Source organism: Clostridium frigidicarnis (assembly GCF_900111985.1).
GTDB classification, from domain to species: Bacteria; Bacillota; Clostridia; order Clostridiales; family Clostridiaceae; genus Clostridium_Z; species Clostridium_Z frigidicarnis.
Genome location: NZ_FOKI01000014.1, coordinates 1 through 26826, shown reverse-complemented (window position 1 = coordinate 26826; position 26826 = coordinate 1). Strand labels below are relative to the sequence as shown.

22 protein-coding genes, 1 tRNA gene, 1 pseudogene and 1 other annotated feature (1 of these 25 only partly in view) are annotated in these 26826 nt (G+C 28.8%); of the genes and pseudogenes, 20 read left to right on the top strand and 4 right to left on the bottom strand.

Annotated elements, in window-relative coordinates; translation table 11 throughout:
• Positions 1–162 (bottom strand) — a binding site (T-box leader); it reaches 94 nt to the left of the window's first position.
• A 90-nt stretch (positions 163–252) separates the two neighbouring features.
• The 4 genes from BM119_RS10085 to BM119_RS10070 form a co-directional block, all read right to left on the bottom strand.
• On the bottom strand, positions 253–2040 hold the full coding sequence (locus BM119_RS10085; RefSeq protein WP_090041143.1) for an ABC transporter ATP-binding protein: 1788 nt from the start codon (positions 2038–2040) through the stop codon (positions 253–255).
• Positions 2040–3794, bottom strand: coding sequence for an ABC transporter ATP-binding protein (locus BM119_RS10080; RefSeq protein WP_090041141.1), 1755 nt, complete (start codon positions 3792–3794; stop codon positions 2040–2042). Before BM119_RS10080 ends, BM119_RS10085 begins: the two co-directional genes overlap by 1 nt.
• 562 nt (positions 3795–4356) lie before the next feature.
• Positions 4357–5730, bottom strand: coding sequence for a UDP-N-acetylmuramate--L-alanine ligase (murC, locus tag BM119_RS10075; RefSeq protein WP_090041140.1), 1374 nt, complete (start codon positions 5728–5730; stop codon positions 4357–4359).
• Positions 5731–5803: 73 nt separating this feature from the next.
• A complete protein-coding gene (locus tag BM119_RS10070; RefSeq protein WP_177199385.1) occupies positions 5804–6847 on the bottom strand; it encodes an HD-GYP domain-containing protein in 1044 nt (347 codons plus the stop codon).
• Between the two features lie 216 nt (positions 6848–7063).
• Between BM119_RS10070 and purR the strand changes: the two genes are divergently transcribed.
• The 20 genes and pseudogenes from purR (at position 7064) to BM119_RS09970 (ending at position 26821) form a co-directional block, all read left to right on the top strand.
• Positions 7064–7864, top strand: a complete 801-nt coding sequence (gene purR, locus BM119_RS10065) for a pur operon repressor (protein ID WP_090041136.1) — start codon at positions 7064–7066, stop codon at positions 7862–7864.
• A 101-nt stretch (positions 7865–7965) separates the two neighbouring features.
• The gene (gene spoVG / locus BM119_RS10060; RefSeq protein WP_090041135.1) at positions 7966–8256 is read left to right on the top strand and encodes a septation regulator SpoVG; all 291 of its coding nucleotides are present in this window, start codon (positions 7966–7968) and stop codon (positions 8254–8256) included.
• 172 nt (positions 8257–8428) lie between these two features.
• Positions 8429–9802, top strand: coding sequence for a bifunctional UDP-N-acetylglucosamine diphosphorylase/glucosamine-1-phosphate N-acetyltransferase GlmU (gene glmU / locus BM119_RS10055; protein WP_090041133.1), 1374 nt, complete (start codon positions 8429–8431; stop codon positions 9800–9802).
• Positions 9803–9844: 42 nt separating this feature from the next.
• Positions 9845–10804: a ribose-phosphate diphosphokinase gene (locus BM119_RS10050; protein ID WP_090041131.1), complete on the top strand. Its 960-nt coding sequence runs from the start codon at positions 9845–9847 to the stop codon at positions 10802–10804.
• Between the two features lie 212 nt (positions 10805–11016).
• Entirely contained in the window at positions 11017–11703 is a 687-nt protein-coding gene (locus BM119_RS10045; protein WP_090041130.1) for a response regulator transcription factor, read from the top strand.
• A gap of 6 nt (positions 11704–11709) precedes the next feature.
• The gene (locus tag BM119_RS10040) at positions 11710–13128 is read left to right on the top strand and encodes a HAMP domain-containing sensor histidine kinase (protein ID WP_090041129.1); all 1419 of its coding nucleotides are present in this window, start codon (positions 11710–11712) and stop codon (positions 13126–13128) included.
• Positions 13129–13217: 89 nt separating this feature from the next.
• The gene (locus BM119_RS10035; RefSeq protein WP_090041127.1) at positions 13218–14396 is read left to right on the top strand and encodes a S1C family serine protease; all 1179 of its coding nucleotides are present in this window, start codon (positions 13218–13220) and stop codon (positions 14394–14396) included.
• A gap of 116 nt (positions 14397–14512) precedes the next feature.
• A complete protein-coding gene (gene pth, locus BM119_RS10030) occupies positions 14513–15076 on the top strand; it encodes an aminoacyl-tRNA hydrolase (protein ID WP_090041125.1) in 564 nt (187 codons plus the stop codon).
• A 26-nt stretch (positions 15077–15102) separates the two neighbouring features.
• A complete protein-coding gene (gene mfd / locus BM119_RS10025; protein WP_090041123.1) occupies positions 15103–18618 on the top strand; it encodes a transcription-repair coupling factor in 3516 nt (1171 codons plus the stop codon).
• A gap of 121 nt (positions 18619–18739) precedes the next feature.
• Positions 18740–19741, top strand: a complete 1002-nt coding sequence (locus BM119_RS10020) for a peptidylprolyl isomerase (RefSeq protein WP_090041122.1) — start codon at positions 18740–18742, stop codon at positions 19739–19741.
• 325 nt (positions 19742–20066) lie between these two features.
• Complete coding sequence (spoVT, locus tag BM119_RS10015; RefSeq protein ID WP_090041120.1) at positions 20067–20621, top strand: stage V sporulation protein T; 555 nt, start codon at positions 20067–20069, stop codon at positions 20619–20621.
• 167 nt (positions 20622–20788) lie between these two features.
• Positions 20789–22336, top strand: a complete 1548-nt coding sequence (locus BM119_RS10010; RefSeq protein ID WP_090041118.1) for a putative polysaccharide biosynthesis protein — start codon at positions 20789–20791, stop codon at positions 22334–22336.
• Entirely contained in the window at positions 22333–23787 is a 1455-nt protein-coding gene (yabN, locus tag BM119_RS10005) for a bifunctional methyltransferase/pyrophosphohydrolase YabN (RefSeq protein ID WP_090041117.1), read from the top strand. The genes BM119_RS10010 and yabN overlap by 4 nt, the downstream gene beginning before the upstream one ends.
• Before the next feature lie 196 nt (positions 23788–23983).
• A pseudogene (locus BM119_RS10000) lies at positions 23984–24274 on the top strand (HU family DNA-binding protein); the annotation flags it as partial.
• A 354-nt stretch (positions 24275–24628) separates the two neighbouring features.
• Positions 24629–24889, top strand: a complete 261-nt coding sequence (locus BM119_RS09995) for an RNA-binding S4 domain-containing protein (RefSeq protein WP_090041113.1) — start codon at positions 24629–24631, stop codon at positions 24887–24889.
• Positions 24890–24967: 78 nt separating this feature from the next.
• The gene (gene yabP, locus BM119_RS09990) at positions 24968–25261 is read left to right on the top strand and encodes a sporulation protein YabP (protein ID WP_090041112.1); all 294 of its coding nucleotides are present in this window, start codon (positions 24968–24970) and stop codon (positions 25259–25261) included.
• A 3-nt stretch (positions 25262–25264) separates the two neighbouring features.
• Entirely contained in the window at positions 25265–25654 is a 390-nt protein-coding gene (yabQ, locus tag BM119_RS09985; RefSeq protein WP_090041110.1) for a spore cortex biosynthesis protein YabQ, read from the top strand.
• Between the two features lie 99 nt (positions 25655–25753).
• Entirely contained in the window at positions 25754–26029 is a 276-nt protein-coding gene (locus tag BM119_RS09980) for an FtsB family cell division protein (protein WP_090041109.1), read from the top strand.
• A 62-nt stretch (positions 26030–26091) separates the two neighbouring features.
• Entirely contained in the window at positions 26092–26502 is a 411-nt protein-coding gene (locus tag BM119_RS09975) for a S1 domain-containing RNA-binding protein (RefSeq protein WP_090041107.1), read from the top strand.
• Positions 26503–26732: 230 nt separating this feature from the next.
• Positions 26733–26821, top strand: a tRNA-Leu gene (locus BM119_RS09970).
• Positions 26822–26826: the final 5 nt, after the last annotated feature.

Here is a 26826-nt window from a genome sequence, read left to right as displayed (position 1 = left end):
ATAACGGGAAGCTACCGTCCAAGTCTACTATCATAATGTTATATGATTTCGGTTAGAAACTCTGAGATGTTCTTCAATATAAGCTCCCTACAAGGCTCTCACCATCCCTTGTTCGCTATAAGGTACTAATCCTATATTTACTCTTCTCTTCATAGTCGATACAGATAATTAAATTATTTATCTAACATTCATTCTATATAGTGACTATTATACTATTATTATATGAAAAATCAATACTTTTGAAATTAAATATTATGCTCCTTCTTTTAAAAAGTTATATTGAGCAATGAACAAATCATAATACTTACCTTTTAGTTGAATTAATTCTTCATGATTACCACATTCGCAAATCTTACCATCATCGATAACCATTATTTTGTCACAATCTCTTATTGTAGATAACCTATGTGCTATAACAAAAGAGGTTCTTCCGTTTAAAAGCTTGTTTATACCAGTTTGCACTAGGCTTTCAGTATAGGTATCAATGTTAGAAGTTGCTTCATCTAATATAAGAATTCTAGGGTTTGCAAGTAAGGCTCTAGCAAAAGAAATTAATTGTCTTTGGCCTACAGATAGTCTTGATCCTCTCTCATTAACCTCAGTATCATATCCATTTTCAAGCTTCATTATAAAGTCATGGGCACTTACAGCTTTAGCCGCAGCAATTATTTCATTATCTGTTGCATTAAGTTTTCCATATCTTATGTTTTCTTTGATGGAAGCCGAAAATAAGAATGTATCTTGAAGCATTATGCCCATTTGACTTCTTAAAGAATATAGTTCAACATTTTTTACATTTAAATTATCTATAAAAATATCACCTTTTGTAGTATCATAAAATCTGCTTATTAAGTTAACTATAGTAGTTTTACCAGCACCAGTAGGGCCAACTAAAGCAATGCTTTCACCAGGCTTTATTTTGAAATTAATGTCATGTATAACTGCATCGTCATCATCATAAGCAAAAGTAACATTTTTAAATTCAACATGTCCTTTGATTTTGGGCATTTTAATGGCTGATTTTCCACTAATTATATAAGGGTCAATAGACATAATTTCAAATATTCTTTCAGCAGCTGCGAAATTAGTAATAAGAGTATTATAGAAATCTGATATATTCATTATTGGTTTCCAAAACATTGTTATATATAGTGTAAATGCAATAAGGGTTCCAACAGATATATCACCTTTAGTTATTAATCCAGCTCCAACCCAGTACACAACTATTGATCCTATACCCCAAGAAAGTTCTACTAATGGCCAGAAAAAATCATTTAGTCTTACACTGGATACAAAAGAGTTTACCATATCATTTACAAGACTTAAAAATGTTTCAGATGTATCTTTTTCTTTTGCAAAGCATTGGATTACTCGAATACCCGAAAAATCTTCATGAGTAAATGCATTTAGGTTTGAACGCTTTTTTCTATAATTCATCCATCTTTTAGTTGCAAACTTTTCTATTGAAAATAAGCTTACAAATAGAAGTGGGAGTATAATAATAGCTGATAGAGCTAACTTATAATTCATAGAAAACATAACTATTGTTACACATATAAGGCTTAGAGTATCAGGAATTAGGGTAGTTATAGAATTTGAAAAAAGTTCCTGTAGAGCATTTACATCTCCCATAACTCTAGCTAAAATTTTACCAGCAGGTCTGTTGTCAAAGAAAGAAAATGATAGTTTTTGAATATGGGAATAAAGTTCATTTCGTATAGTCAAAAGTATATTATTAGTTATTGAAGACATAATGACGATTCTTTTTTTTGAAGCTATCATTGATAGAAAGTTTAAAAAACATAGGACTACAGCTATTATTATCAATCCATTAACATTTGAATTAGCTATTTGGATGTCAATAGCGTTTTTTAACAAGTATGGATTTACTAAACCACACATCATAACAAAGATTAACAAAAGTATTACTATAAAAACTTTTAATTTATATGGTTTTAAATATTTTAATAATTTTTTAAGTGTTTCCTTTTTAGAAGAAACATTGGATATTTCATCTTCTTTTACAGCATTTCTAGCCATTATATCACCTCTTTTTCGTTAGAGTCATTATCAGTCAATGATTCAAAATCTTTAAATTGCTCACAATAAATTTCATAATACTTTCCTTTTAAAGATAATAATTCAGTATGAGTACCTTTTTCTATAATTTCACCATTGTCCATAAATACTATTAAATCAGCATTTTTAACAGCAGAAATTCTATGGGCTATTATAAAAGTTGTACAATGTTTTTTATGGTTATTTAAGTTCTTTAAAAGTTGAAATTCTGTTTCCATATCTAGCGCGGATGTTGAATCGTCCAAGATTAGTATAGGACTATTTCCAACTAAAGCTCTAGCAATAGAAAGTCTTTGCTTTTGTCCACCTGAAAGACCAAGTCCACGTTCACCTACTATAGTTTGAAATTTATCAGGAAGATCATTAATAAAGTCTAATACACAAGATAAGTTACAAGCAGTTTCTATTTCCTCTAATGAAGCATTTTTTTTGCCAAAACGTATATTTTCAAGTATAGAATCTGAAAACAAAAATGTATCTTGAGGAACTATAGAAATAGATTTTCTTAATGATGATATATCAAAATTTTTAATATTTATATCATCAACAAGGATTTCTCCAGAGCATACATCATAATATCTTCCAATGAGATTAACTAAAGAAGACTTACCAGAACCAGTAGTTCCCATTAGTGCAATAGTGCTTCCTGATGGTATGTCTAAGGTTATATTTTTTAATATCAAAGTATCATTGTATTGAAAAGATACATTATTAAAAGATATTTTACCTTGTATACTATGATCGCATAAGCAGTTTTTATCGCTTACTATTTCAGGTTTTGTATTTAGAATTTTCATTATTTTTTTGTATGATGCTTTATTTTGGGCAAGAAGGTTTGTAAGCCATCCAAGCATTCTTACAGGCCAAATAACATTCCATATATAACCATTAAAAGCTACTAAAACTCCTATTGTTATCTCTCCTTTTATTACAAGATATCCTCCTAAAGCTATCATAATTACAATAGATATATTAGTTAAGAACTCTATAGGAGGAAAGTACTTACTTAAAATTTTAGATTGATTCATATTAAGATTGTAGTTGTGCTTATTCATATCAAGAAATTTTAATATTTCATGCTTTTCTCTAGAAAAGGCTTTGACAAGTCTTACCCCAGCTATATTTTCTTGAGCTGTAGTATTCAATTCTGCATTTTGATCACTTATTTTATCATAAGTCTCAACTTCTAATTTTTCTAACTTCATAGCAATGAATGCTATAGGGATCATTATAGATATACATGCAAGAGCAAGTTTCCAGTTAAGATAAAATAACGCAATAGATGCAAAAACAAAGTATATAGCATTCTCAATGAATAGGCGTAATCCAAAGCTTAAAGTCCTCCAAATGTTGTCTACATCTTCACCAATTCTGGACATGAGTTCTCCAGTATTCATATTATCGAAATACTTAAAATTAAGACTTTGTATATGGTTAAATAAATCGAGTTTTAAATCTCTATTTACCTTAGTTCCCATAACGTCAAATAGATATTCTTTAAAGTATCCCATTATAGCTCTACTAAGAGTAATTACAAGTAAGCTAATTGAAATAGTTAATAAAAGAGAAAAATCTTTACCTATTATTACTTTATCAACTAAATCCTTTATCAGTAGTGGGTTGATCATATCAAGAATGATATTGGCTAACATGAAGACTGTAGGAATAAGTACAAGAGCTTTATACCTACATACATACTTAAAAATTTTGTTCAAAATAATACCCCCTTTTAGAAAACAAAAGTCATGATAGTCCTAATAAGGACATACCATGACTAGAATCAATAATTTATATAAAAGCATAAAGATGTATCACAAAAAAAGTAATACAATATATGACTTTTAGGCGCAAAAAGATCATGTGTTAAATGTGTAAGACACAACAAATACCACATGACCATAATTTCAAATTATATAGAAAAGCCATGGGAGTGATTCCCAATAACTTTTGTAAAAGAAAACAAATAACACTATTTCCTGTAATACATAAAGAAGATAGAAGAATCACATAAATTTATATTAAGTTTTAGGTTTGAAGAATATAAATTTGATAACATTTAAACTACCTCCTTTAATTAAAATTATTAATTAAGCAGATAGAATTAATGTTAATAGATGACAAAGTTTTAAAACTGATATTTAAATATATGATTAACATAGTTCTACCTCCTTAAAATAAAATTTGATTTTAAATATCCTATTAATAGAATATTACCACAAGAAAAAAATGTCAATAAATTTTCAGAATTAAATAAAAATTCTGTACCGTTCCAGAATTTTAATTATTTAAGAACATTTCTCCAACTTTTACTACATCTCCTGCACCTACAGTCATTAAAAGATCTCCTTCTGAAAGTCTTGGCTTTATATAATTTAAAGCTTCTTCATGAGAATGAACATTAACACATTTAATGCCTTTTTCTCTTAATTTTTCGCCAAGTTCATTAGAAGAGACAAGACCTGTATCTTTTTCTCTTGCTGCATATATATCCATAAGAATTAATTCATCACAATCATAAAAACTTTCAACAAAATCATTAAATAAAGTGTAAGTTCTAGTATATGTATGTGGTTGGAAAACACAATACACATTATTATAGTTCATGTTTTTTGTAGAACTTAAAGTAGCCTTTATCTCTACTGGATGATGTGCATAGTCATCAATGACAGTGACTCCATTTTTTTCACCTTTAAATTCAAATCTTTTATGAGCACCTGTAAATTCTTTTAGACCATCAATTATATCATTGTAAGAAACTTTTAAAATTAAAGAAGATGCTATTGTGCCTAGGGCATTTAGTATATTATGCTTTCCAGGCACCATAAGATCTATTTTAAATAAAAATTCATTGTTTAAAATAACATCAAAACTAGAACCATGGCCAGTAAATTTAATGTTTTTAGCAATTAAATCACCATTATCAATACCATAAGTTAAAGTATTACATTTGCTATCTTTTAACACATTTAAAACTCTAGAATCGTCAGCACAACCAATAGCATATCCGTCTTCAGGAATTAAATTTACGAATTTAAGGAAAGTTTCTTCAATATGATTGATATCTCTATAATAATCAAGATGATCTGCATCAATATTTAGTAGTATTCCTATATAAGGATAGAATTTTAAAAATGATTCTTTATACTCACAGGCCTCAGTTATAAAATATTCACTAGCACCTATTCTAAAATTACCCTCTATAATATCTAAATCAGCACCAACAAGAATAGTAGGATCTAAATTAGATTTTAACGTTACATGGGATAACATAGAAGTTGTTGTTGTTTTTCCATGGGTACCAGCAACAGCAACATTAAATTTATGTCCCTTCATAATAAGACCTAAAAATTCTGCCCTATCCATTAAAAGAATATTATTTTCTTTTGCATATAAAAGTTCTTCATTATCAGAAGGTACAGCAGCGGTGTAGACTACTAAATCTACATCATTAATATTCGAAGCTTTATGACCTATATATATTTCTGCTTTTTTTGATTTTAACCTATCAGTTATAGTTGAAGATTTCATATCAGAACCTGAAACTTTATAACCATTATTTAAAAGTATAGCGGCTAATCCGCTCATACTAATTCCACCAATACCTATAAAATGAACTTTTTTATTTTTGTCTTTTAAAAAATCAAATGACAAAGTAATCACTCCTTTGTAAATTAAATGTTCATTTAATAATTATATACATAATTATTATAAAAAAACACATCAATTACAAAATATCTAGGATTTTTAGATCTCTAGTTTGTTTTAAGTCTATGAAAGTATCTTTTACAGATATTAAAGGGTGATTGACATCCAAAGGATCAATTTTTATTAATTTACAAGATTCACCATTAGATAATAAAGCAGATTCTCCAGTTAAATAATCACACATATTTTTTACAAAAGTATCTACTAAGGAGATATCTAATTTTCCTACATAATCTAATTTAAGTGAATTTAGAGCATCTAAAGCACAAATTTTTTCTTTATAACACCTATTAGAGGTCATAGAGTCAAATATATCGATTATACCAACTATTTTAGCAAATAAAGGAGTTTTATCTCCAGTTAATCTTAAAGGATAGCCACTTCCATCTATTCTTTCATGATGGAATAGGGTAGCTTGGGATACACTAGAATCTAAGAATGGTATAGCTTTTACTAAAGAATAGCCTTTTGAACAATGAGTTTTCATTATATCTTGCTCTTCTCTTGTAAGCTTGGACTTTTTATTTAATATCTGTTCCGGAATTTTGCTTTTACCTATATCGTGAAGGAAGCCAGAAAATATTAATAGCATAATGTCTCTTTCACTTAAGTGTAACCATTTACCCATTAAGCTACTCCATATAGATACGTTTACAAGATGTCTAAATTGATAATCTTCGTTATTTTTATTATCATTTATGTTTTTAATTACTAAACCAGTATGTTTCAATGATGACAATAAAGTATCAGACATACTACGAACTTGATTAAAGTCTATTTTAGAGTTCAGTTTAACATTAAAGAAGAAATTTTCTGACTCTTTATATAATTCGTTTAATAGTTTTTCTGTAGCCTTATATTCTTCAGAATTTCTAATAGATTCGGAATCAACTTCATAAGAATGATTATCATCATATATGTATATATGACTTTCATTTAAAAAGTTCTTAATTTTATCTATAGAACTATTAGTTAGAGTACATCCTTCACTTAAAATTTTAGTTTTATTTAAATAGATGTCTTTTGCAAGAATCATTCCAGGGGATAAATCATAAATACTCATAGGAATAGAAATTTTCAATAGTAACAATCCTTTCTATAAATATAATAGTATACTATATATAATAGTATACTATTATGGAATAAATCTATATATTTTGTTATAAATTTTCAACTTACTTGATATTAAATATAATATAGAATAAAATGAAATGTGAATAATAACTAATAAAGTAATAAAAATAGTTCGTAATAAATTCAAATTTTAGTAGGTGATAAGGTGGAAAAGTTCTCTAGAAATAGCAGAGTTGTTGCTATAACAAAAATTCTTTCAGAAAACCCTAATAAAGTTGTAAGTTTAAATGTGTTTTCTGAATTATTAAATGCAGCAAAATCAACTGTCAGTGAAGATATTGTAATTGTTAGACAGATATTAGAAAAACTCTCACTAGGAAAAGTACAGACAATATCTGGAGCCGCTGGAGGTATAAAATTTATACCTAATATAGGTGAAGTTGAAAAACAGAATTTTGCTGAAGAATTATGCCAGAAATTAATGAATAAGGAAAGAATAATTCCTGGAAACTTTGTTTATATGATGGATGTTATGTATAGTCCAGAGTTTATAAAATTAGCAGGGTTAATATTAACGACTTTTTTTACAGAAAAACAAATAGACTATGTTGTTACAGTAGAAACAAAAGGAATTCCTTTAGCATATGAAGTAGCTAGAAATATGGGTGTTGAACTTGTAATTGTTAGAAGAGATAATAAAGTTACGGAAGGTTCTACAGTTACAATAAATTATGTTACAGGAGTTAATGGATCTATTCAGACTATGTATCTTCCTAAGAGAGCTATAAAGAAGAAATCACAATGTTTATATATAGATGACTTTATGCGTTCAGGAGGAACTGCTGTAGGAATAAGGGATCTTTTAAAAGAATTTGAAAGCGATTTATTAGGAATGGCAGTCTTGATTGATGACCTAACTGTAAGCGAAAAACTTGTAGAGGGATATCATTCTATAATTGATTTCAATGGTGTATTAAATGGTGAAGCTAAATTTACACCATCATAGATTGAAAAAATAAAATTTTCTAAAAATTTCGTATAAAAAGAAGGATTTCATTTAATTTAAGAGAATATAATTGTTATAGCATCTTGGAGGTGAGAATTCAAATGCAAATAACTGACGTAAGAATTAGAAAGATAACATCAGATGGCAAAATGAAAGCAATCGTTTCTGTAACTTTTGATGATGAATTTGTTGTTCACGATATAAAGGTTATAGAAGGGCAGAATGGATTGTTTATAGCTATGCCAAGTAGAAAGACTCCTGATGGAGAATTTAAGGATATTGCACATCCAATAAACACTGAAACAAGAGAAAAAATTCAAAAATCAATTTTTGACCAATATGAAAAGGTTAAAAATGAGGAGCCTGAAGATAAAGAGAATATAGAAGAATAATAAAAGTAAAAAGGAGTTATATAACTCCTTTTTATTTTTATTATTAAATATACAGACTGGTAAGGTTGAAAAACCTATTTATATAAAATATAATATAAGTGTATGATATTTTTCATACTTTAATATATATAGTATACTCTATTTAAAAAATAAAGCATAAAGAGGTGCGAATATGGTTAAATGTGCTATTATATTAGCAGCGGGCGAAGGAAAAAGAATGAAATCATCAACACCAAAAGTATTGCATAAGGTGTGCGGAAAAGAAATGGTTAATCATGTAATAGATACCATGAGAAAAGCTAACATTGAAGAAGTTAATGTTGTAATAGGAAAAGGTGCGGAAAAAGTAAAAGAATCAACAAATAGTAGACATGTTTCTTACTCATTTCAAGATAAGCAATTAGGAACAGGTCATGCAATTATATGTGCCAAGGAATTTTTAAAAGGTAAAAAAGGAATTGTTGCTATATTTGCAGGAGATGCACCATTAATAGAAGCTTCTACTGTTGAAAGTCTTATGGAACTTCATGAAAAGGAAGGATATAAAGCTACTATATTAACATCAATAGTAGAAAATCCTACTGGATATGGAAGAATAGTTAGAAATATAAATGGTGATGTAGAGAAGATAGTAGAGCACAAAGATTGCTCACAATCAGAATTGAATATAAATGAAGTAAATTCAGCTATTTATTGTTTTGATATAGAAAATCTTATAGAAAGTCTTGATAAACTAACAAATAATAATGCTCAGGGAGAATACTATTTAACAGATGTTATAGGAATTTTGAAAGAGCAAAAACATAAAGTAGGAGCTATGGCAGTAAAGTTTGAAGAAACACTAGGCGTTAATTCAAGAGTTCAACTAGCTGAAGCAGAAATGTTATTAAGAAAAAGAATAAATAAGAAGCATATGGAAAATGGGGTTACTTTAATAGATCCTAATTCAACATATATAGGACCAGATGTTGAAATTCATTGTGATACAATAATATATCCAAATAATGTTATAGAGGGTAGCACAATAATAAAAGATAACTGTATTTTATATCCTAATTCTAGAATAGTGGACAGTATTATAGGTAGTGGTGTTAATATTCAGAGTTCTGTAATATTAGAAAGCACAATTGGACAAGAAACTACAGTTGGACCATTTGCATACATAAGACCTGAAACTGTTGTAGGAAAGCATGCTAGAATAGGAGATTTTGTAGAAATAAAGAAATCTACCATAGGAGATAATACTAAAGTGTCTCATTTAACTTATATAGGAGATGCAGAAGTAGGATCAGGTTGTAACTTTGGATGTGGAACAGTTGTTGTAAACTATGATGGAAAAAATAAGTATAAAACTATAATAGGAAATAATTCTTTTATAGGTTGTAATACAAATCTAGTTTCACCAGTGAAAGTTCAAGATAATACTTACATAGCAGCAGGATCAACTATAACTAATGAAGTGCCTGAAGGAAGTTTAGCCATAGCAAGAGCTAAACAAGTTACACTTAAAGGTTGGGTAGAAAAAAAAGGTTTACTAAAGAAATAATATTTACTTTAAGAAGAGGACGAATTTAAGGAGGTCTGTAAAATGATAACACATGGAAAAAATATAAAAATATTTACAGGAAATTCACATCCGCAATTAGCACATGATATAGCTAATATTTTAGGAATAGAAGTAGGGAGTTCAGATATAGGAACTTTCAGTGATGGAGAAATATCCGTTAATATCAATGAAACAGTTAGAGGATGCGATGTTTTTGTAGTTCAATCAACAAATTCTCCAGTTAATAATAACTTAATGGAATTATTAATAATGATAGATGCATTTAAAAGAGCATCAGCTGGTAGAATAACAGCAGTAATACCTTACTATGGATATGCTAGACAAGATAGAAAAGCAAAATCAAGAGACCCAATAACAGCTAAACTTGTTGCGGATCTTTTAACAACAGCAGGTGCAGATAGAGTACTTACTATGGACCTACATGCAGCACAAATACAAGGATATTTTAATATACCAGTAGATCATTTAATGGGAGCATCAATGCTTGGAAAATACTTTGTTGAAAAAGGATTTGGAGATAGAGATGATGTAGTAGTTGTATCACCAGACCTAGGATGTGTTACAAGGGCTAGAAAATTTGCGGATAAACTACATGCCCCAATAGCTATAATAGATAAAAGAAGACCAAAGGCGAATGTTTCTGAAATCATGAATATAATAGGAGATATTAAGGGCAAATCTTGTATATTAATAGATGATATGATTGATACAGCTGGAACTATATCAAATGCAGCAAATGCATTGATGGACTTAGGTGCTAAGGAAGTTTATGCATGCTGTACTCATGGAGTTTTATCAGGCCCTGCGTTTGATAGATTAAACAGTTGTGCAATAAAAGAATTAGTAATGTTAAACACTATAGGACTTGAAGAGAGAGAAGATTTACATAAATTTAAATCTTTATCAGTAGCGCCTATATTTGCAGAAGCTATAAGAAGAATATATGATGATGTACCACTAAGTAAATTGTTTGAAGAATAGTATATAAGAGGCAGGTTTATCCTGCCTCTTATTGTATATAATAATATATAATTCATACAATATTTATATTTGACTTTGTTTTTTAAATGATTAAATATTTGTAATAGTTTTTTCATTATTTCATGGTAGAATATTTATAATGTATGATTATTATAAAATTGTACTGGAATAAAATGGTTAAATAGAAAAATATTATTAATGAGGTGATTTACATGGAAGGCACAATAGGAAAAATTCTTGTTGTTGATGATGATGAAAATATATGTGAAGTTATAAAAATGTATCTTCAAAGTTCAGGATATGATACAAAAATTTGCCACGATGGTAAAAAGGCACAGGAAATCTTTTTAGACTATAAGCCAGAATTAGTTTTGCTTGATATAATGCTACCATATATGGATGGTATAGATGTTTTGAAATGGATAAGAAGAGAAGGAGAAACTCCTGTAATAATGGTAACAGCAAAGGGAGATACTTTTGATAAAGTTTTAGGTTTGGAGCTTGGAGCTGATGATTATATAGTTAAACCATTTGAACCTAAAGAATTATTAGCTAGAATAAAGGCTGTTATGAGAAGATATAATGCAGAAAATTCAGGAAAAGAAACTTTAATATTTTCAGATTTATCTGTAGATGTAAATTCTTATACAGTTGTGTACAAAAATGAAGAAATTAAAATGCCACCAAAAGAGTTTGAATTACTTTATTATTTAGCAAGTAATAAAAATAGAGTTTTTACAAGAGAACAATTGTTATGTGAAGTTTGGGGATATGATTATCCAGGAGATTCAAGAACAGTAGATGTTCACATAAAGAGACTTAGAGAAAAATTGCATGGTGGTAATAATTGGCAACTTGAAACTGTTTGGGGTGTTGGATATAAATTTGAGGTGAAATAAAGAGTTATGAAAAATAGTCTAGTATCTAAGATGATAGTAGCATTTACATCTATTATTGCAATAACATTTATTATAATGGCAACTTTTTTATCAATATGGTTTCAAGGATACTATTTTAATGAACGAAAAAATCAACTAGATAAGGTGGGGAATGGAATAGCTACTTCAGCTATGAAATATCTTTACGAACAACAAGATGTATCTCTTAATAAACTTCAAAGAGAATTAGTTTTAGCCTCAAATGCATTAGATGCAAATGTATTGTTAACAGATTCAATGGGTTATGTTTATGCAGTTTCATCAGAAAAATTTAATGATTTATTATTCAATAGTTTGCCTATAAAAGAAATGGATGAATTAAGATTCGGAAACACAATTGAAAAAAAAGGTGTATTTTTTGAACCATTTAAAGAACCTAGTTATGTATATATGAAGCCAATATTTTTAGGAAATAATTTTAAGGGCATAATATTTATGCAAACACCATTAAAGCAAATAAAAGAGCCCTTGATGAGGGTATATACAATTATTTGGATATGCGCTTTAATTGCAGTGGTTACATCTAGTATATTTATATACTATTTTGCACAAAAAATTCTAATAAGACATTTAGCTCATATAAACTCTGTAGCTAAAAAAATAGCAAAAGGTGAGGCAGATAAAAGAGTTTCAATAAATTCTAATGATGAAATAGGAGAATTAGCTAAGTCTTTTAATACAATGGCTGACTCGTTAGAAGAAGTTGAAATTAATAGAAGAGAATTTATGTCTAATGTTTCTCATGAGCTCAGATCACCAATAACATCTATAAAAGGATTTATTGGTGGGATTTTAGATGGTGTTATACCTAAAGATAAGGAAAATTATTATTTAAATATTGCTTTTGATGAGATAAAGAGACTATCAAGATTAGTAAATGATTTACTAGATCTTTCTTCTATGGAAGCTGGAAAGTTAAAACTATATGTTGTTGAATTAGATATTAATGAACTTATAAGGCTTTGTGTTATAAAATTTGAACAAAGGATAAAAGAAAAAAAATTAAAAGTAGATGTAGTTTTTGAAGGAGATCATATTTATGTTGCAGGAGACAGAGACAGACTTATACAAGTTATAACAAATCTTTTAGACAATGCAATAAAGTATGTTCCAGAGGAAGGTAAAATATCTATAGACGTGAGCTATAAGGCCAATAAAGCTTTAGTGTCTATATATAATGATGGACCAATTATATCTAACGAACATATAGCTCATATTTGGGAAAGATTTTATAAAGATGATAAGTCAAGAACATCTAAAATAAGTACAGGATTAGGGCTACCCATAGTTAGGAATATATTAACTCAATTAGGTGAAGATATATGGGTTGAAAATAAGGGTAAAGAACAAGGTGTAGTGTTTATATTTACTTTAAGTAAGGTTTAAAATTAACACAAAGAACTAATATAACACTTTGTTCATATGGACTTAAAAAATATATCTTACAATATGTTCGTAATTGTAGGAGGTGCCTTATGAAAAAAGAAGATTTTACACATAAGCATTGTAATGAATCTTCAGGAGAGATAAATTTTAGAAAAAAAAGAATAAGAAAAAATGTAAAGTATGCTTTGAAAATAACTATTTTTGTGCTTATATCTGTATCATCTGGAATTATATCTTCTTTTTTTGTAGTAGATTATAAATACAACAAGGAAATAAAGGCTAGTGGTTCGAATGTTACATCCTTCGATGATGATTTTTTTAAACTAAGTAGGAATTGCCCCAAAGATGATGTTAGTGGGGTTGCGGATAGATTAAAATCATCATTAGTAACTATAAGTTCAGATATTAATAGTTTTAAAGATGAAAATTCTAAGAATATATTAGGTACAGGAGTCATTTTTGATAATGAAGGTCATATTGTTACAAATTTGAGTTTGTTAGGTGGACAAAAACAAGTATTTATAAAGCCATCATCTCATGCATCTACTCCTATAAAAGCTGAATGTATTTCAGAAAGTGAAAGCATGGATATAGCAATATTAAAGATAGATTATTTAGATTTACCTAGTATAAAGATTGCAGATTGTAAAAATACAAGGCCCGGAGAAAGCGTAATAGCTATAGGAAATACCTTGGGAGAAGAAAATTCTTCATTTGTAAGTCTAGGAATAATTAGTTCGATAAATAGTAAGCTAGAATATATAGATGCTAAGGATACAAAATCAAATTTTAAAGTTTTTAAAACAGATGCTGATATAAATAAATATAATACAGGTGGAATACTTGCTAACAACAAAGGTGAAGTTGTGGGCATAAATAGTAGCAAATTATCTAATGAGAATGGTGATAATGGAATAGGATTAGCTGTTTCTGCTGAAGATGTAAAAGCATTAATAAATAGCACGAAAATACAGCCTAAAGATGTATCTAACAATATATTAGGTTTTATGGGTGGCGAATTGAAAAAATCTGATGATTCAGAGATAGAGGGCATTTATGTTCAAGAAATAATAGCTAGTGGACCACTTGGAAATGCAGGAGTAAAACCAACTGATATAATAATAGAGTTTGCGGGCAATAAGGTTAGTAGTAAAAAACAACTTTGGTCGCTTATAAGTAAGTACAAGACAGGTGACTCCATAGAGATAAAGATTTGGAGAGATGGAGAAGTATCAACGTGTACTGTTGTATTAGATAGGGGTGAGTAGTCACTGGTTATTAACCAGTGACTTTGTTTTGTATAAATAGATACCCCTTGAGTAATAAAAAATCAGGTGTTATACTGAAAAAAGTAATTAACGATAATAACTATGGAGGGAAAATAATGTTTTTAATAGTAGGACTAGGTAACCCGGGGGATAAATATAAAGGTACTCGTCATAACATAGGGTTTGATACTATAGATTTAATATCAAAAAAGTATAATATTGCTGTTAATAGGGAAAAATTTAAAGGTATGTGTGGGGAAGGAATAATAAATGGAGAAAAGGTAATTTTATTAAAACCTACAACATACATGAATCTAAGTGGAGAAAGTGTAAGACAAGTTATAGATTTTTATAAGATAGATAATGACAATGTAGTTATTATCTATGATGATATTAGTTTAGAAGTGGGAAGATTAAGGATAAGAAGCAATGGGAGTGCAGGTGGACATAACGGAATAAAAAGTATAATAGCTCATATTGGGGATGTGTTCCCAAGAGTTAAAATTGGAGTTGGTGGACCTAAAAACGATTTAGTTTCTCATGTTTTAGGTAAATTTTCCAATGACGAAAATGAAACTTTAAGAAAGGTATTACCTGTGGTTGTTGAGGCAACAGAAGTTATAATATCTAAAGATATAAATGACTCAATGAATAAATTTAATAGTTTTGTTGCGCAGTAACCTTTTAATTTAGGGTGGTGTTTATTATGAGATTAAAAGGAATTATGGAACCTTTGATAAATAGCAAAGAGTTCAACGAAATAAATTGTGCTAAAGAAAAATCTTTATATCCAATAGGAACTTATGGAGTTTCTGAATCAGGGAGAGGTTATTTAATAAGTGGTTTGTATGAAACTACAGACAAGCCTATTTTTGTAATAACTCATAGTGATATGGAGGCAAAAAATTTATATGAAGATTTAAGTTTTTACATACCAAATGTTTATTATTTTCCAACTAAAGAAGTTGTATTTTATAATGTTGATGCTATATCTGGAGATTTAAGGTGGGAACGATTAAAAATAATAAAAGAAATTTTAAGCAAAGATAAAAAAATAATTGTTACATCAGTAGATGCATTAACCCCTATATATACTCCTCTAAATTTGTTTTCAAAGTACACATTTAATTTAAAACTTGGGGATATTATAAATACTAAAGAATTAGTTGAAAAGTTAATACAAAGTGGATATGAGAGAGTAGAAGTTGTTGAGAGCAAAGGGCAAGTATCCCTAAGAGGAGGAATATTAGATATATATTCTCCTACATCTATGGATGCCTATAGAATTGAGTTTTTTGATGATGAAATAGACTCAATAAGGACATTTAACATAGAATCTCAAAGAAGTATTGATAAAGTTGATAATATCGAGATATTTCCAGCTAAGGAGGTTATATTTACAAAAGATAATTTAGAAGATGCAAGTAATAAAATAAAATTAGATTTAAAAGAATTCTTAGATAAAAATAAAGAAGATAAAGAGTTAACTGAAAAGATAAACTCCTTAGTAAGTATAAATCTAGAGTCATTAACTGAAAATTGGAGTTTTGAAACAATAGATAGTTATTTATCATATTTTTATGAGAATCCTAGTAATTTTTTTGATTATATGGGGAATTCTAATATTGTAATTGATGACGTCCAAAGATGTAATGGAAAGCTAGAGAGCGTATATACAGAGTTTCAATATTCTTATGAAATATTTCTTCAAAGAGGAGATATATTACCAAAACAAAGTAATCTATTAATACCTAAAAATGAAGTCATAGAAAGATTAGAAGAAAAAGAAATAGTATCAATAGATGCTATAGCAAAAAATAATCCTATATTAAAGCCAAGGTCAACGGTTACATTTTTAGAGATAGCTGCTAATAATTATCATGGACAATTAGATTTATTAATAGAAGATATAAAGGATAAAAAGGAAAAAGGGTATAAAACACTAATCCTTTCGGGAACAAGAACAAGAGGGGAAAGATTAGTAGAAACTTTAAGAGACAGAGGCATAGAAAGTAACTATAAAGATGATATACAGTTTATAAATTATGGTGAGGTTGTAGTTACTTTTGGAAATCAATTAAAAGGATTTGAATATCCAAATTTAAAACTAAGTGTTATATCCGACAAAGAGGTTTTTGGAGAATCTAAGAGAAAAGCAAAAAAAACTAAGAAAAATAAAAAAGGTGTAGCAAAAATTAAAAGTTTTGCAGATCTGAAACCAGGAGATTATGTTGTTCACGCTAACCATGGTATAGGTGTATATAAAGGTATAACGCAGATAGAAGTTGGAGGAAGTACTAGAGATTATTTAGATATAACTTATGATAAGGGAGATCAACTCTATGTTCCTGTGGATCAACTTGATTTAGTACAAAAATTTATTGGAGCAGATGGTAAAGTCCCTAAGGTAACTAAACTAGGAAGTGCAGAATGGATTAAAGCAAAGAATAAAGTAAGAAAATCCATAAATGAAATTGCACAGGATTTAGTAAAACTTTATGCATCAAGGGCAACAGTTAAAGGATATAAATATTCAAAAGATACACCTTGGCAAAAACAATTTGAAGAAGAATTTCCATTCGATGAAACACCAGATCAATTAGTTGCAATAGAAGAAATAAAGGATGATATGGAATCAGATAAGCCAATGGATAGATTATTATGTGGCGATGTAGGATATGGAAAAACTGAAGTAGCGTTGAGAGCTGCATTTAAAGCTGTTATGGATGGCAAACAAGTTGCATTTTTAGTGCCTACAACAATACTGGCAGAACAACATTATAATAACTTGAAAAAAAGATTTTCAGACTTTCCAGTAAACATAGATATGATTAGTAGGTTTAGAAGTTCTGCAGAACAAAAATCAACATTAAAGGCAGTTAAAGAAGGAAATGTAGACATTTTAATTGGAACTCATAGATTGATATCAAAAGATATTAATTTTAAAGAGTTGGGTTTGTTAGTTATTGATGAAGAACAAAGATTTGGTGTGACTCATAAAGAAAAAATTAAGAAATTAAAGAAGAATATAGATGTTTTGACTTTAAGTGCGACACCTATTCCAAGAACTTTGCATATGTCTTTATCAGGAGTAAGGGATATAAGTGTTATAGAAACACCTCCAGAAGAAAGATATCCAATTCAAACCTATGTTGTTGAATACAATGATCAGCTTATAAGAGATGCTATTGTAAGAGAACTTAACAGAGAGGGCCAAGTATTTTTTGTATACAATAGAGTTGAAGACATAAAGAATATGGCAGGGTATATACAAAATCTAATTCCAGAAGGAAAAGTAGGTATAGCTCATGGACAGATGACAGAAAGAGAATTAGAAGATGTAATGATAAAATTTATGAGTAAAGAGGTTAATGTACTTATATGTACTACAATAATTGAGACTGGTATAGATATTCAAAATGCAAATACAATGATAGTTTATGATTCAGACAGAATGGGACTATCACAGTTATATCAATTAAGAGGTAGGGTTGGAAGATCAAGCAGAATTGCATATGCATATTTTACTTATAAAAAAGATAAAATATTAACAGAGGTTGCAGAAAAGAGATTAAAGGCTCTTAAAGATTTTACAGAACTAGGTTCAGGGTTTAAGATAGCTATGAGGGACTTAGAGATAAGAGGAGCAGGAAATATAATGGGCTCTGCACAACATGGGCACATGGCTGCAATTGGGTACGATTTGTATTGTAGAATGTTAGAAGATACTGTAAGACTTATAAGAGGAGATATAGAAAAGGAACCTATAGAAACTTCTATGGATGTAAAAGTTAATGCGTTTATACCAGATGCATATATAGAAGATGAAATTCAGAAAATACAGATATATAAGAAAATTGCTTCTATTGGCAGTTTAGAAGACTTTAAAGATACAGAAGATGAATTAAACGATAGATATTCTGATATACCAGATCCGGTATATAATCTTATGAATATTGCTTATATAAGAAGTATAGCAAGACTTATAGGAATAGAAGATATTAAAGAAAAAGGATCAGAAGTAATATTTCAATTTGATAGTAAGGAAAGCTTTAAAGAAGATATAATGAAAAAGCTTATGGTAAAACACTCAAAGAATATAATATTCAAACTAGGTGAAAAACCTGCATTTGCATTTAAACTTTCCAATATAAAAAAAGAGGAGATGTTAAGTATCTTTAAAAAAATGCTTGAGGACGTTGTAAAAAAGAAATTGAAATAAATGGTAATGTATGGTATTGTTAATAAGTGTTTATATTTTGTTAATTTGAATATTAATAATAAAAAACTTATAATAAGTAAAGTTAGACAATAACAAAAAATAGAAAAGCGGGGGAAGCGACGTGAAAAAAATTAAAAATATAGTAACTATAGTTGCAATTGCAAGTATGAGTTTATTTGCAGTTGGATGTAACATGGTACAAAAAACTCCAGAGGCTATTCAAAAAACAGTTGTGGCTAAAGTTGGAGATGAAAAAATAACAATGGCTGATATTAATAAAGAACTTGAGCCTCAAATTAATCAATTAAAAGAACAATATGGAGAAGATTATTTAAACAGTGATGAAGTAAAGAAACAATTAGCAGATGCTAAAAAAAGTGTTTTAAACAATCTTGTTACAGAAAAAATATTCTTAAAGAAAGCAGATGAATTAAAACTTACAGAAGATAAGGATAAAATAGATGAAGAAGTTAAAAAACAATTTGATGAAATAAAAGCATCTTTTGGCGATGATGATAAGTTTCAAGAGCAATTAAAATTAGCTGGATTAACAGAAGAAAAGTTTACAGAGGCTATTAGAAAACAAGTTATAGGTCAAAGAGTTAATGATTACATATTTAAAGATGTAAGTGTATCGGATGAAGATGTTCAGAAATTCTATGATGAAAACAAAGAGACACAATTTGTTGATCAACCAGGTGCAAAAATATCTCATATTTTAGTTGCAGATGAAGATACAGCTAAAGAAATAAAGACAAAGTTAAATAACGGTGAGGATTTTGCTAAACTTGCAGGAGAATATGGCACAGATGGAACTAAAGACAAAGGTGGAGAGTTAGGGTTTATAGAATACACAAATCCTAATTATGATAAAGATTTTATGGAAGCAGCTAAAACTTTAGGTGAAGGTGAAGTATCGGAACCTGTTAAAACTCAATTTGGATATCATATAATAAAAGCAACAGAACTTAAAAAGGATCAAGTTGTTAAAGAGTTTGATTCAGTTAAAGATCAAATAAAATCTTATTTAGATAATAAACAAAAAGATGACCAATATAATTCAACTTTAGATCAATGGAAAAAAGATTTAAAAGTAGAGATTCATGAAGATAAATTAACTTAATACCAGAAAAAGGCACTAACTCATAGAGTTAGTGCCTTTTTTAGTTAAAAGTTGAGTATGGAGAATTAAGGGCTTTAATCAGAAGGTGACAAGTTATAAGTCAATGATGTTTTTCTTCACGTTATTCAGGAAAATTAATAATTAAATTTTAGAGTTTTCTTAGGAAAATCAACCTCAACTTTCCACTTAAAGAGTGGCGTAGCCACCTTTTTATAAGTATAAGTGGATAAAGAAAATAAAAACTACAATTGTGCATAAAATTACATGTTTAGACAAATAATATGACTATAAACAAACAAAATGTTTTTAGGAGGGAATAATAATTATGAAGGCAACAGGTATTGTAAGACGTATAGATGATTTAGGTAGAGTAGTTATACCAAAGGAGATCAGAAGGACTTTAAGAATAAGAGAAGGAGACCCTCTTGAAATTTTTACAGACAGAGAGGGTGGAGTAATACTAAAAAAATACTCACCAATAGGGGAACTATCTGATTTCTCTAGGGAATATGCTGAAGCACTTCAACAATCAATTGGTCATATTATTATAATTGCTGATAAAGATGTAATTATATCAGTAAGTGGTGCACCTAAGAAAGACTTTGTTGATAAGAAAGTAAGCGATGAGTTAGAAAAGCTCATAGATGCAAGGAAACCTAAAATTTTAGGTAGTGGCGCAGAGGAAATTATCCCTATATATGGAGAAGAAAATATAGAAAATAAGTACTCAAGTCAAGTAATAGCACCAATACTATCAGAAGGAGATGCTATAGGGTCCGTTATAATTTTATCCAAAGAAACAGGAGAATCTTTGGGAGAATTAGAACTAAAGCTTGCTGAAACAGCAGCGAATTTTTTAGGAAAACAAATGGAACAATAATAAAAAGCATGTGACGATGTAAATACATTTTCACATGCTTTTTATTTGTTTGATGGTCAACATTGAAGGAAGATTCTTTTTATAGTAAATTTATATAAATATAAGGAATAATCAGCCTCTCTTTTAAATAAAGATTATGAAGAAGAGAATTTTTGGGAGGGGTAAAAATGAAAAAACAATCCCTATTAAAAGGAACATTTATTTTGGCTATATCAGGTATATTGTGTAAATTTTTAGGTCTGTTTTTTAGGTGGCCACTTATAATGTTAGTTGGAGATGAGGGTATTGCATACTATCAGATATCATATTCAGTATACACATTTTTCCTTGGTGTGGCAGCTGGAGCACCGGTAGCAATATCAAAATTAATAGCAGAAAAAAATGCTGTTGGAGATAGAAAAGGTGTATTTGATGTATTTAAAACATCAGTTTATATGATGCTAATTCTAGGAGTAGGTGGAAGTACTATAATGCTATGTTTAGCAAAAACATTTATTAAATATTTAAATTGGAATCCTAATGCATATCCATCATTGATAGCAATAGGCTTTGCACCATTTTTTATATCTATAATTACTTGCTATAGAGGTTTTTTTCAGGGTATGCAAAATATGAACCCATCAGCCATATCACAAGTAGTAGAACAATCAGGTAGGGTTGTAATTGGTATAGGATTAGCTATTCTATTATTACCTAAGGGAAAGGCATATGCCGTAGGGGGAGCTACATTAGGAGCAACAGCAGGTGCTCTATTTGCTGGAATATATTTAAGCTTAAAGTATAAACAAGAAAAACGTAAGATGGATGTTAATATTAAGGGTAAGTCAAACCCTGCAATTATGGAAAAGTTGTTAAAGGTTGCAATACCTATATCATTAGGATCTACAGCTGGAAGCATAATGGCTTTAGTAGACACTATATTAGTTCCAAATCTGTTATTAAAATCAGGAATGGATATAATGAAATCCATAGAACTTTATGGACAACTATCAGGTAAAGCACATTTACTTGTAAATATACCATTGACCTTATCGGTAGCATTGAGTATTTCTTTAGTACCAGTAATTTCTAGTGCAGTGATTTCTAATAAAAGAGTTGAATTTGAGGATAAAATAGATACAGCTTTTAAGATATCATCGGTTATCTCAATTCCATCCCTTATGGGATTATTCTTTTTAGCATATCCAATTCTACATATGCTGTTTCCAGGGCATAGTGATGGATATGAGATATTAAAGTATTTATCTATATCTATACCGTTTATAGTGTTTTATCAAACCACTGCTTCCATACTACAAGCTTCAGGACATACTTATAAGCCATTAGAAACTTTGCTTATAGGGTGTTTAATAAAAGTAGTTGTAACATATATATTAGTTCCTATGCCTAATATAAACATATATGGAGCTGTAATAGGCTCTATAGTTGGTTATTTAGTACCAGCTATTTTAAATATTATTGTATTAAAAAGGTGCTTAAATGTAAAAATTAAATATTATAATACTTTAATAAAACCATCTTTTGCTAGTGTGATAATGATATTTATTGTAATTTTTATATATAAGAATTTATTAATTTTTGGATTTGGATCAAGTATAGCTTGCTTGATAGGTATTTTTTTAGGTGGTATTATATATGTATTATTAATAATGATATTCGGCGTATTTGATTATAGTTATATAAAAAGTAAATTTTTAAAGGAGAAAAACGTATGATTAAAATAATAGGTTTAGGACCTGGTGCAAAGGATGCTTTAACAATTGGAACATTGGAAATATTAAAATCATCAAACAATGTGTATTTTAGGACAGAAAAGCATCCAACAGTAGATTTTCTAAGAGAACAGGGGTTAAAGTTTAAAACATATGATTTTGCATATGATAAGTTTGACAATTTTGATGAAGTGTATGAGTTTATAGCTAATGAAATTATTAAGACGCATAATAGTTGTGAAGACATAGTTTATGGTGTGCCAGGACATCCATTTGTTGCTGAGAAATCAGTGAATATTTTAATGAAACTTTGTGAAAAGTTAAATGTTAAATATGAAGTACTTCCAGCAGTAAGCTTTGTAGATGCAATGATGGAAGCACTAAAGTTAGATCCAGTTGAAGGATTGAAAATTATAGATGCATTTGATATGAATAATCAAGTGTTGGATAAAAGATTAGGAACAATAATAACCCAAGTGTATGATCCGTTTATAGCATCAGAAGTAAAGCTAAAGTTGTCTGAGTATTATAAAGATGATACTGAAATTTATTTTGTAAGAGCAGCGGGAATTAAAGGATTAGAAAGTATAAGAAAAATACCATTATATGAAATAGATAGGCAGGAAGATATAGACTATCTTACATCATTGTATATACCTAAAGATATTAATAACAACAAGGACTTTTATGATTTATTAGGAATCATGGAAAAATTGAGAAGCCAGGATGGATGTTCTTGGGATAGGGAGCAAACATCTGAATCATTAAAAAAATATCTCATAGAAGAAAGCTACGAGGTATTAGAAGCCATAGATGAACAAGATGATGATAAAATTATAGAAGAGCTTGGAGATGTGTTATTACAGGTTGTATTCCATGCACAGATAGGCAAGGAAGATGGTTTTTTTAATATAAATGATATTATTAGTAGTATATGCAATAAAATGATTTTAAGACACCCCCATGTTTTTAGCAACAAAGACAACATAACATCAGATGAAGTATTACAAAATTGGGATGAAATAAAAAGAAAAGAAAAGCACTTTGATACTTACACTGAAGAAATGAAAGGCATAGCTAAAACTTTACCATCATTAATTAGAGCTGATAAGGTTCAAAATAAGGCCGCTAAGGTAGGTTTTGATTGGGATAATGTGGATGATGCTTTAAACAAAGTTCTTGAAGAATTTAATGAGATAAAAGAAGTATATAAAATGGAAAATAAGGAAAGAATACTAGAAGAAATTGGAGACCTTATATTTTCAGCAGTTAATGTGTCTAGATTTTTAGGTGTAGATCCAGAAATAGCTTTGAATAAAACAACAGATAAGTTCATAAAAAGATTTTCATTTATAGAGGATATGTCTAGAAAACAAGGCTATGATATGAAAAGTATGACCTTAGAAGAAATGGATAGGCTTTGGAATGTTGCAAAAATTAATGAAAAAAATTAAAATAAGAAGGATTTTTGTGATTTTTGAAGAATATATTTCTACAAAGCGGCTCAATGTTTTGATTTAACTATATATTTTTCTATGCAGTATATAGACTACTATGATAAATAGATATATAATAGGATAATATAAAGTTAATAAGTTAAATGAATAATAAATAATTATATTTATTATTTACTGATTATACTCTAAATTTAAGGAGGAAGTTAAAGTGAATAAGGCAGAGTTAATAACAAATATGGCTGAAAAGAGCAAATTAACAAAGAAGGATGCAGAAGTTGCTCTAAAAGCATTTATAGAAAGTGTTGTAGAAGCGCTAGAGTCAAGCGAAAAAGTTCAATTAGTAGGTTTTGGAACTTTTGAAGCTAGACAAAGAGAAGAAAGAAAAGGAAGAAATCCAAAGACTAAAGAAGAAATAATAATACCAGCATCTAAAGTGCCAGTATTTAAAGCAGGAAAAGAATTTAAAGATAGAGTTAATAAATAGTTTCTATCTTATAAAACCCGAGATATCTCGGGTTTTTTATTCTATAAGGCACATTCAAATAAATAACTAGTCAGTATGTTAGTTTATTTTGTGAACTATTTCTTCCTTGGAACCTACTAATAGCACAACTATTAGCAGAACCCAAGTCATTGTATTTCACAAAATATCCGTCGCATCTTTGACTTGTTATTTATTTTCATATGCCTAATGATAAATTTAATATTAAATTTACTAACTTATTTAAATATAGGAATTATATAAAATTACTTCAACAACATAGAAGTCTAGTTTGAGGTAACGGTTTTTTAATTATTGATTATTATATAAAAAATATATTATAGGAGATGATTGTATATGAGATTAGATAAATATTTAAAGGTATCTAGAATTATAAAAAGAAGAACTGTTGCAAAAGAAGCATGTGAGGGTGGAAGAGTTTCTATTAATGAAAAAGTTGCGAAGGCAGGTACAGAAATTCAAGAAGGTGACATAATAGAAATTAAATTTGCTACCAAGTACTTAAAAGCAAAAGTGGTTAATGTAGCTGAGCATGTTAGAAAAGAAGATGCAGGTCAGATGTATGAAATAATGCAAGGACAAGAAGATACAGAATAAGAAATTTTATTATAAGTTGTCATATATAGCCTGGTAGTTTCATAAATATGATATAGAAATAGCTATGGAGGGTTATATATGGATATTAATAAAGATGTAAAGATAGAAGATAAAAAGAGTAATCTTTTTATGGAGAGTAGAAAAAAAATATCTCTTACAGGAGTTGTAGAGGTACTAAGTTTTGATGAAGAAAAAATAATTTTAAATACAGTGCTAGGTGGATTAGTTATAAAAGGGAAAAAATTAAAGATGCATAAACTTGATGTACAAAACGGTGATGTAATTATAGTTGGTAATATAAACTCGTGTATTTATTCTGATGTTGAAGCTAAAAAGAACAATGAAGGATTTTTAAGGAGATTATTTAAATAGGCTATGGTAATATCTATAGAATTACAGTTCAGGATAGTAATATTTAGTTTATTAGCTGGAATAGTTACAGGGGTATTATTTGACTTGTACAGAGTGTTTAGAGGCTTCAACACAAATAAAATAATTATGATAATTGAAGATATGCTGTTTTGGGTATTATGCTCATTATTAATATTTATATTTCTTTTATATACAAACTATGCATTTGTAACTCTGTATGTATACTTAAGCATAGTTTTAGGAATTTTATTTTATTTAAAGGTAATAAGTAGAAGTTTCTTAAAGGTTCAATATGGACTTATTAGAAATATATCGCAGGGATTCAGAGTTATGTTTAAATATATAGCATATCCATTTAAGATTCTGTTATATAACAAATATAAAAATAAATAGTGAACATATAAAAAATATCTTGAATAATAGCTTAAGACAACTTAAAATATATGTAAGAGAAACTTTTATTTTTAAAATTTGTGTACAGGAGTATAATAAATGAAAAAAAGGTTAACATTAAAGAATATAATAATAGCATTGCTAATAGCATACAGTGTAATTAGTGTAGTTAACCAACAGGTAAAAGTAAATCAAATAAAAAAAGAAATGTCTAAAGAAGAAACAGAATTAGACACTCTTAAAGAAAAAAATCAAAAATTACAGGATGAGGTTGATTTATCCAAAACGGACCTTTACATTGAAAAAATGGCTAGAGAAAGATTAGGATATGTTAAAGGTAATGAGATTCCTGTAATAAATAATAAAACACAATAATAAAAGTTTATATTTTAGTTTTAAAATATATATTAATTATTTTAAGGAGGAGTCTTTTTAATATGACCTTAATGGCAGGAAACATTTTAGAAGGTACAGTGGTTAACATCACTAATTTTGGAGCTTTTGTTGAGCTTGAAGGAAAAACAGGGCTTGTTCATATATCTGAGGTTGCAGATACCTTTGTTAAGGATATAAGAGAACATTTAAAAGAGCAAGACAAGGTAAAGGTAAAGGTGCTTTCTATTGATGATAATGGAAAGATTAGTTTATCAATAAAACAAGCAACTCCAAAAAGGAGATCATGCAAGCCAGCAGATATAGACTGGACATCTGAAAAAGGAAAAAAATCATCTGCAAACTTTGAAGACATAATGTCTAGATTTTTAAAAGATAGTGAAGAAAGAATGCAAGATGTTAAAAAGAATACTGATTCTAGAGGCAGAGGGGCAGGAAAAAAGAGTATCGGTTAGAAATTAATCCCTATGATATTTTTCATAGGGTTTTATTTTTAAAAAAATTAATAAGTATTAATGCAAATTTTAATATAATACCATGGTACAAATCCTTGGTAATACAAGGGCTAAGGGTATATACATAAAAAAATAAAAAAATATATTAAAAAGCATTGACATATATGTTTAATTAACATATAATTAAACATGTCGCCGGGAATAATCGGCGGATGAAACAAAATCTGCTTGCTGGAGTGGCGGAACTGGCAGACGCACAGGACTTAAAATCCTGCGGTGGTTAAACACCGTACCGGTTCGATTCCGGTCTTCAGCACCAATATA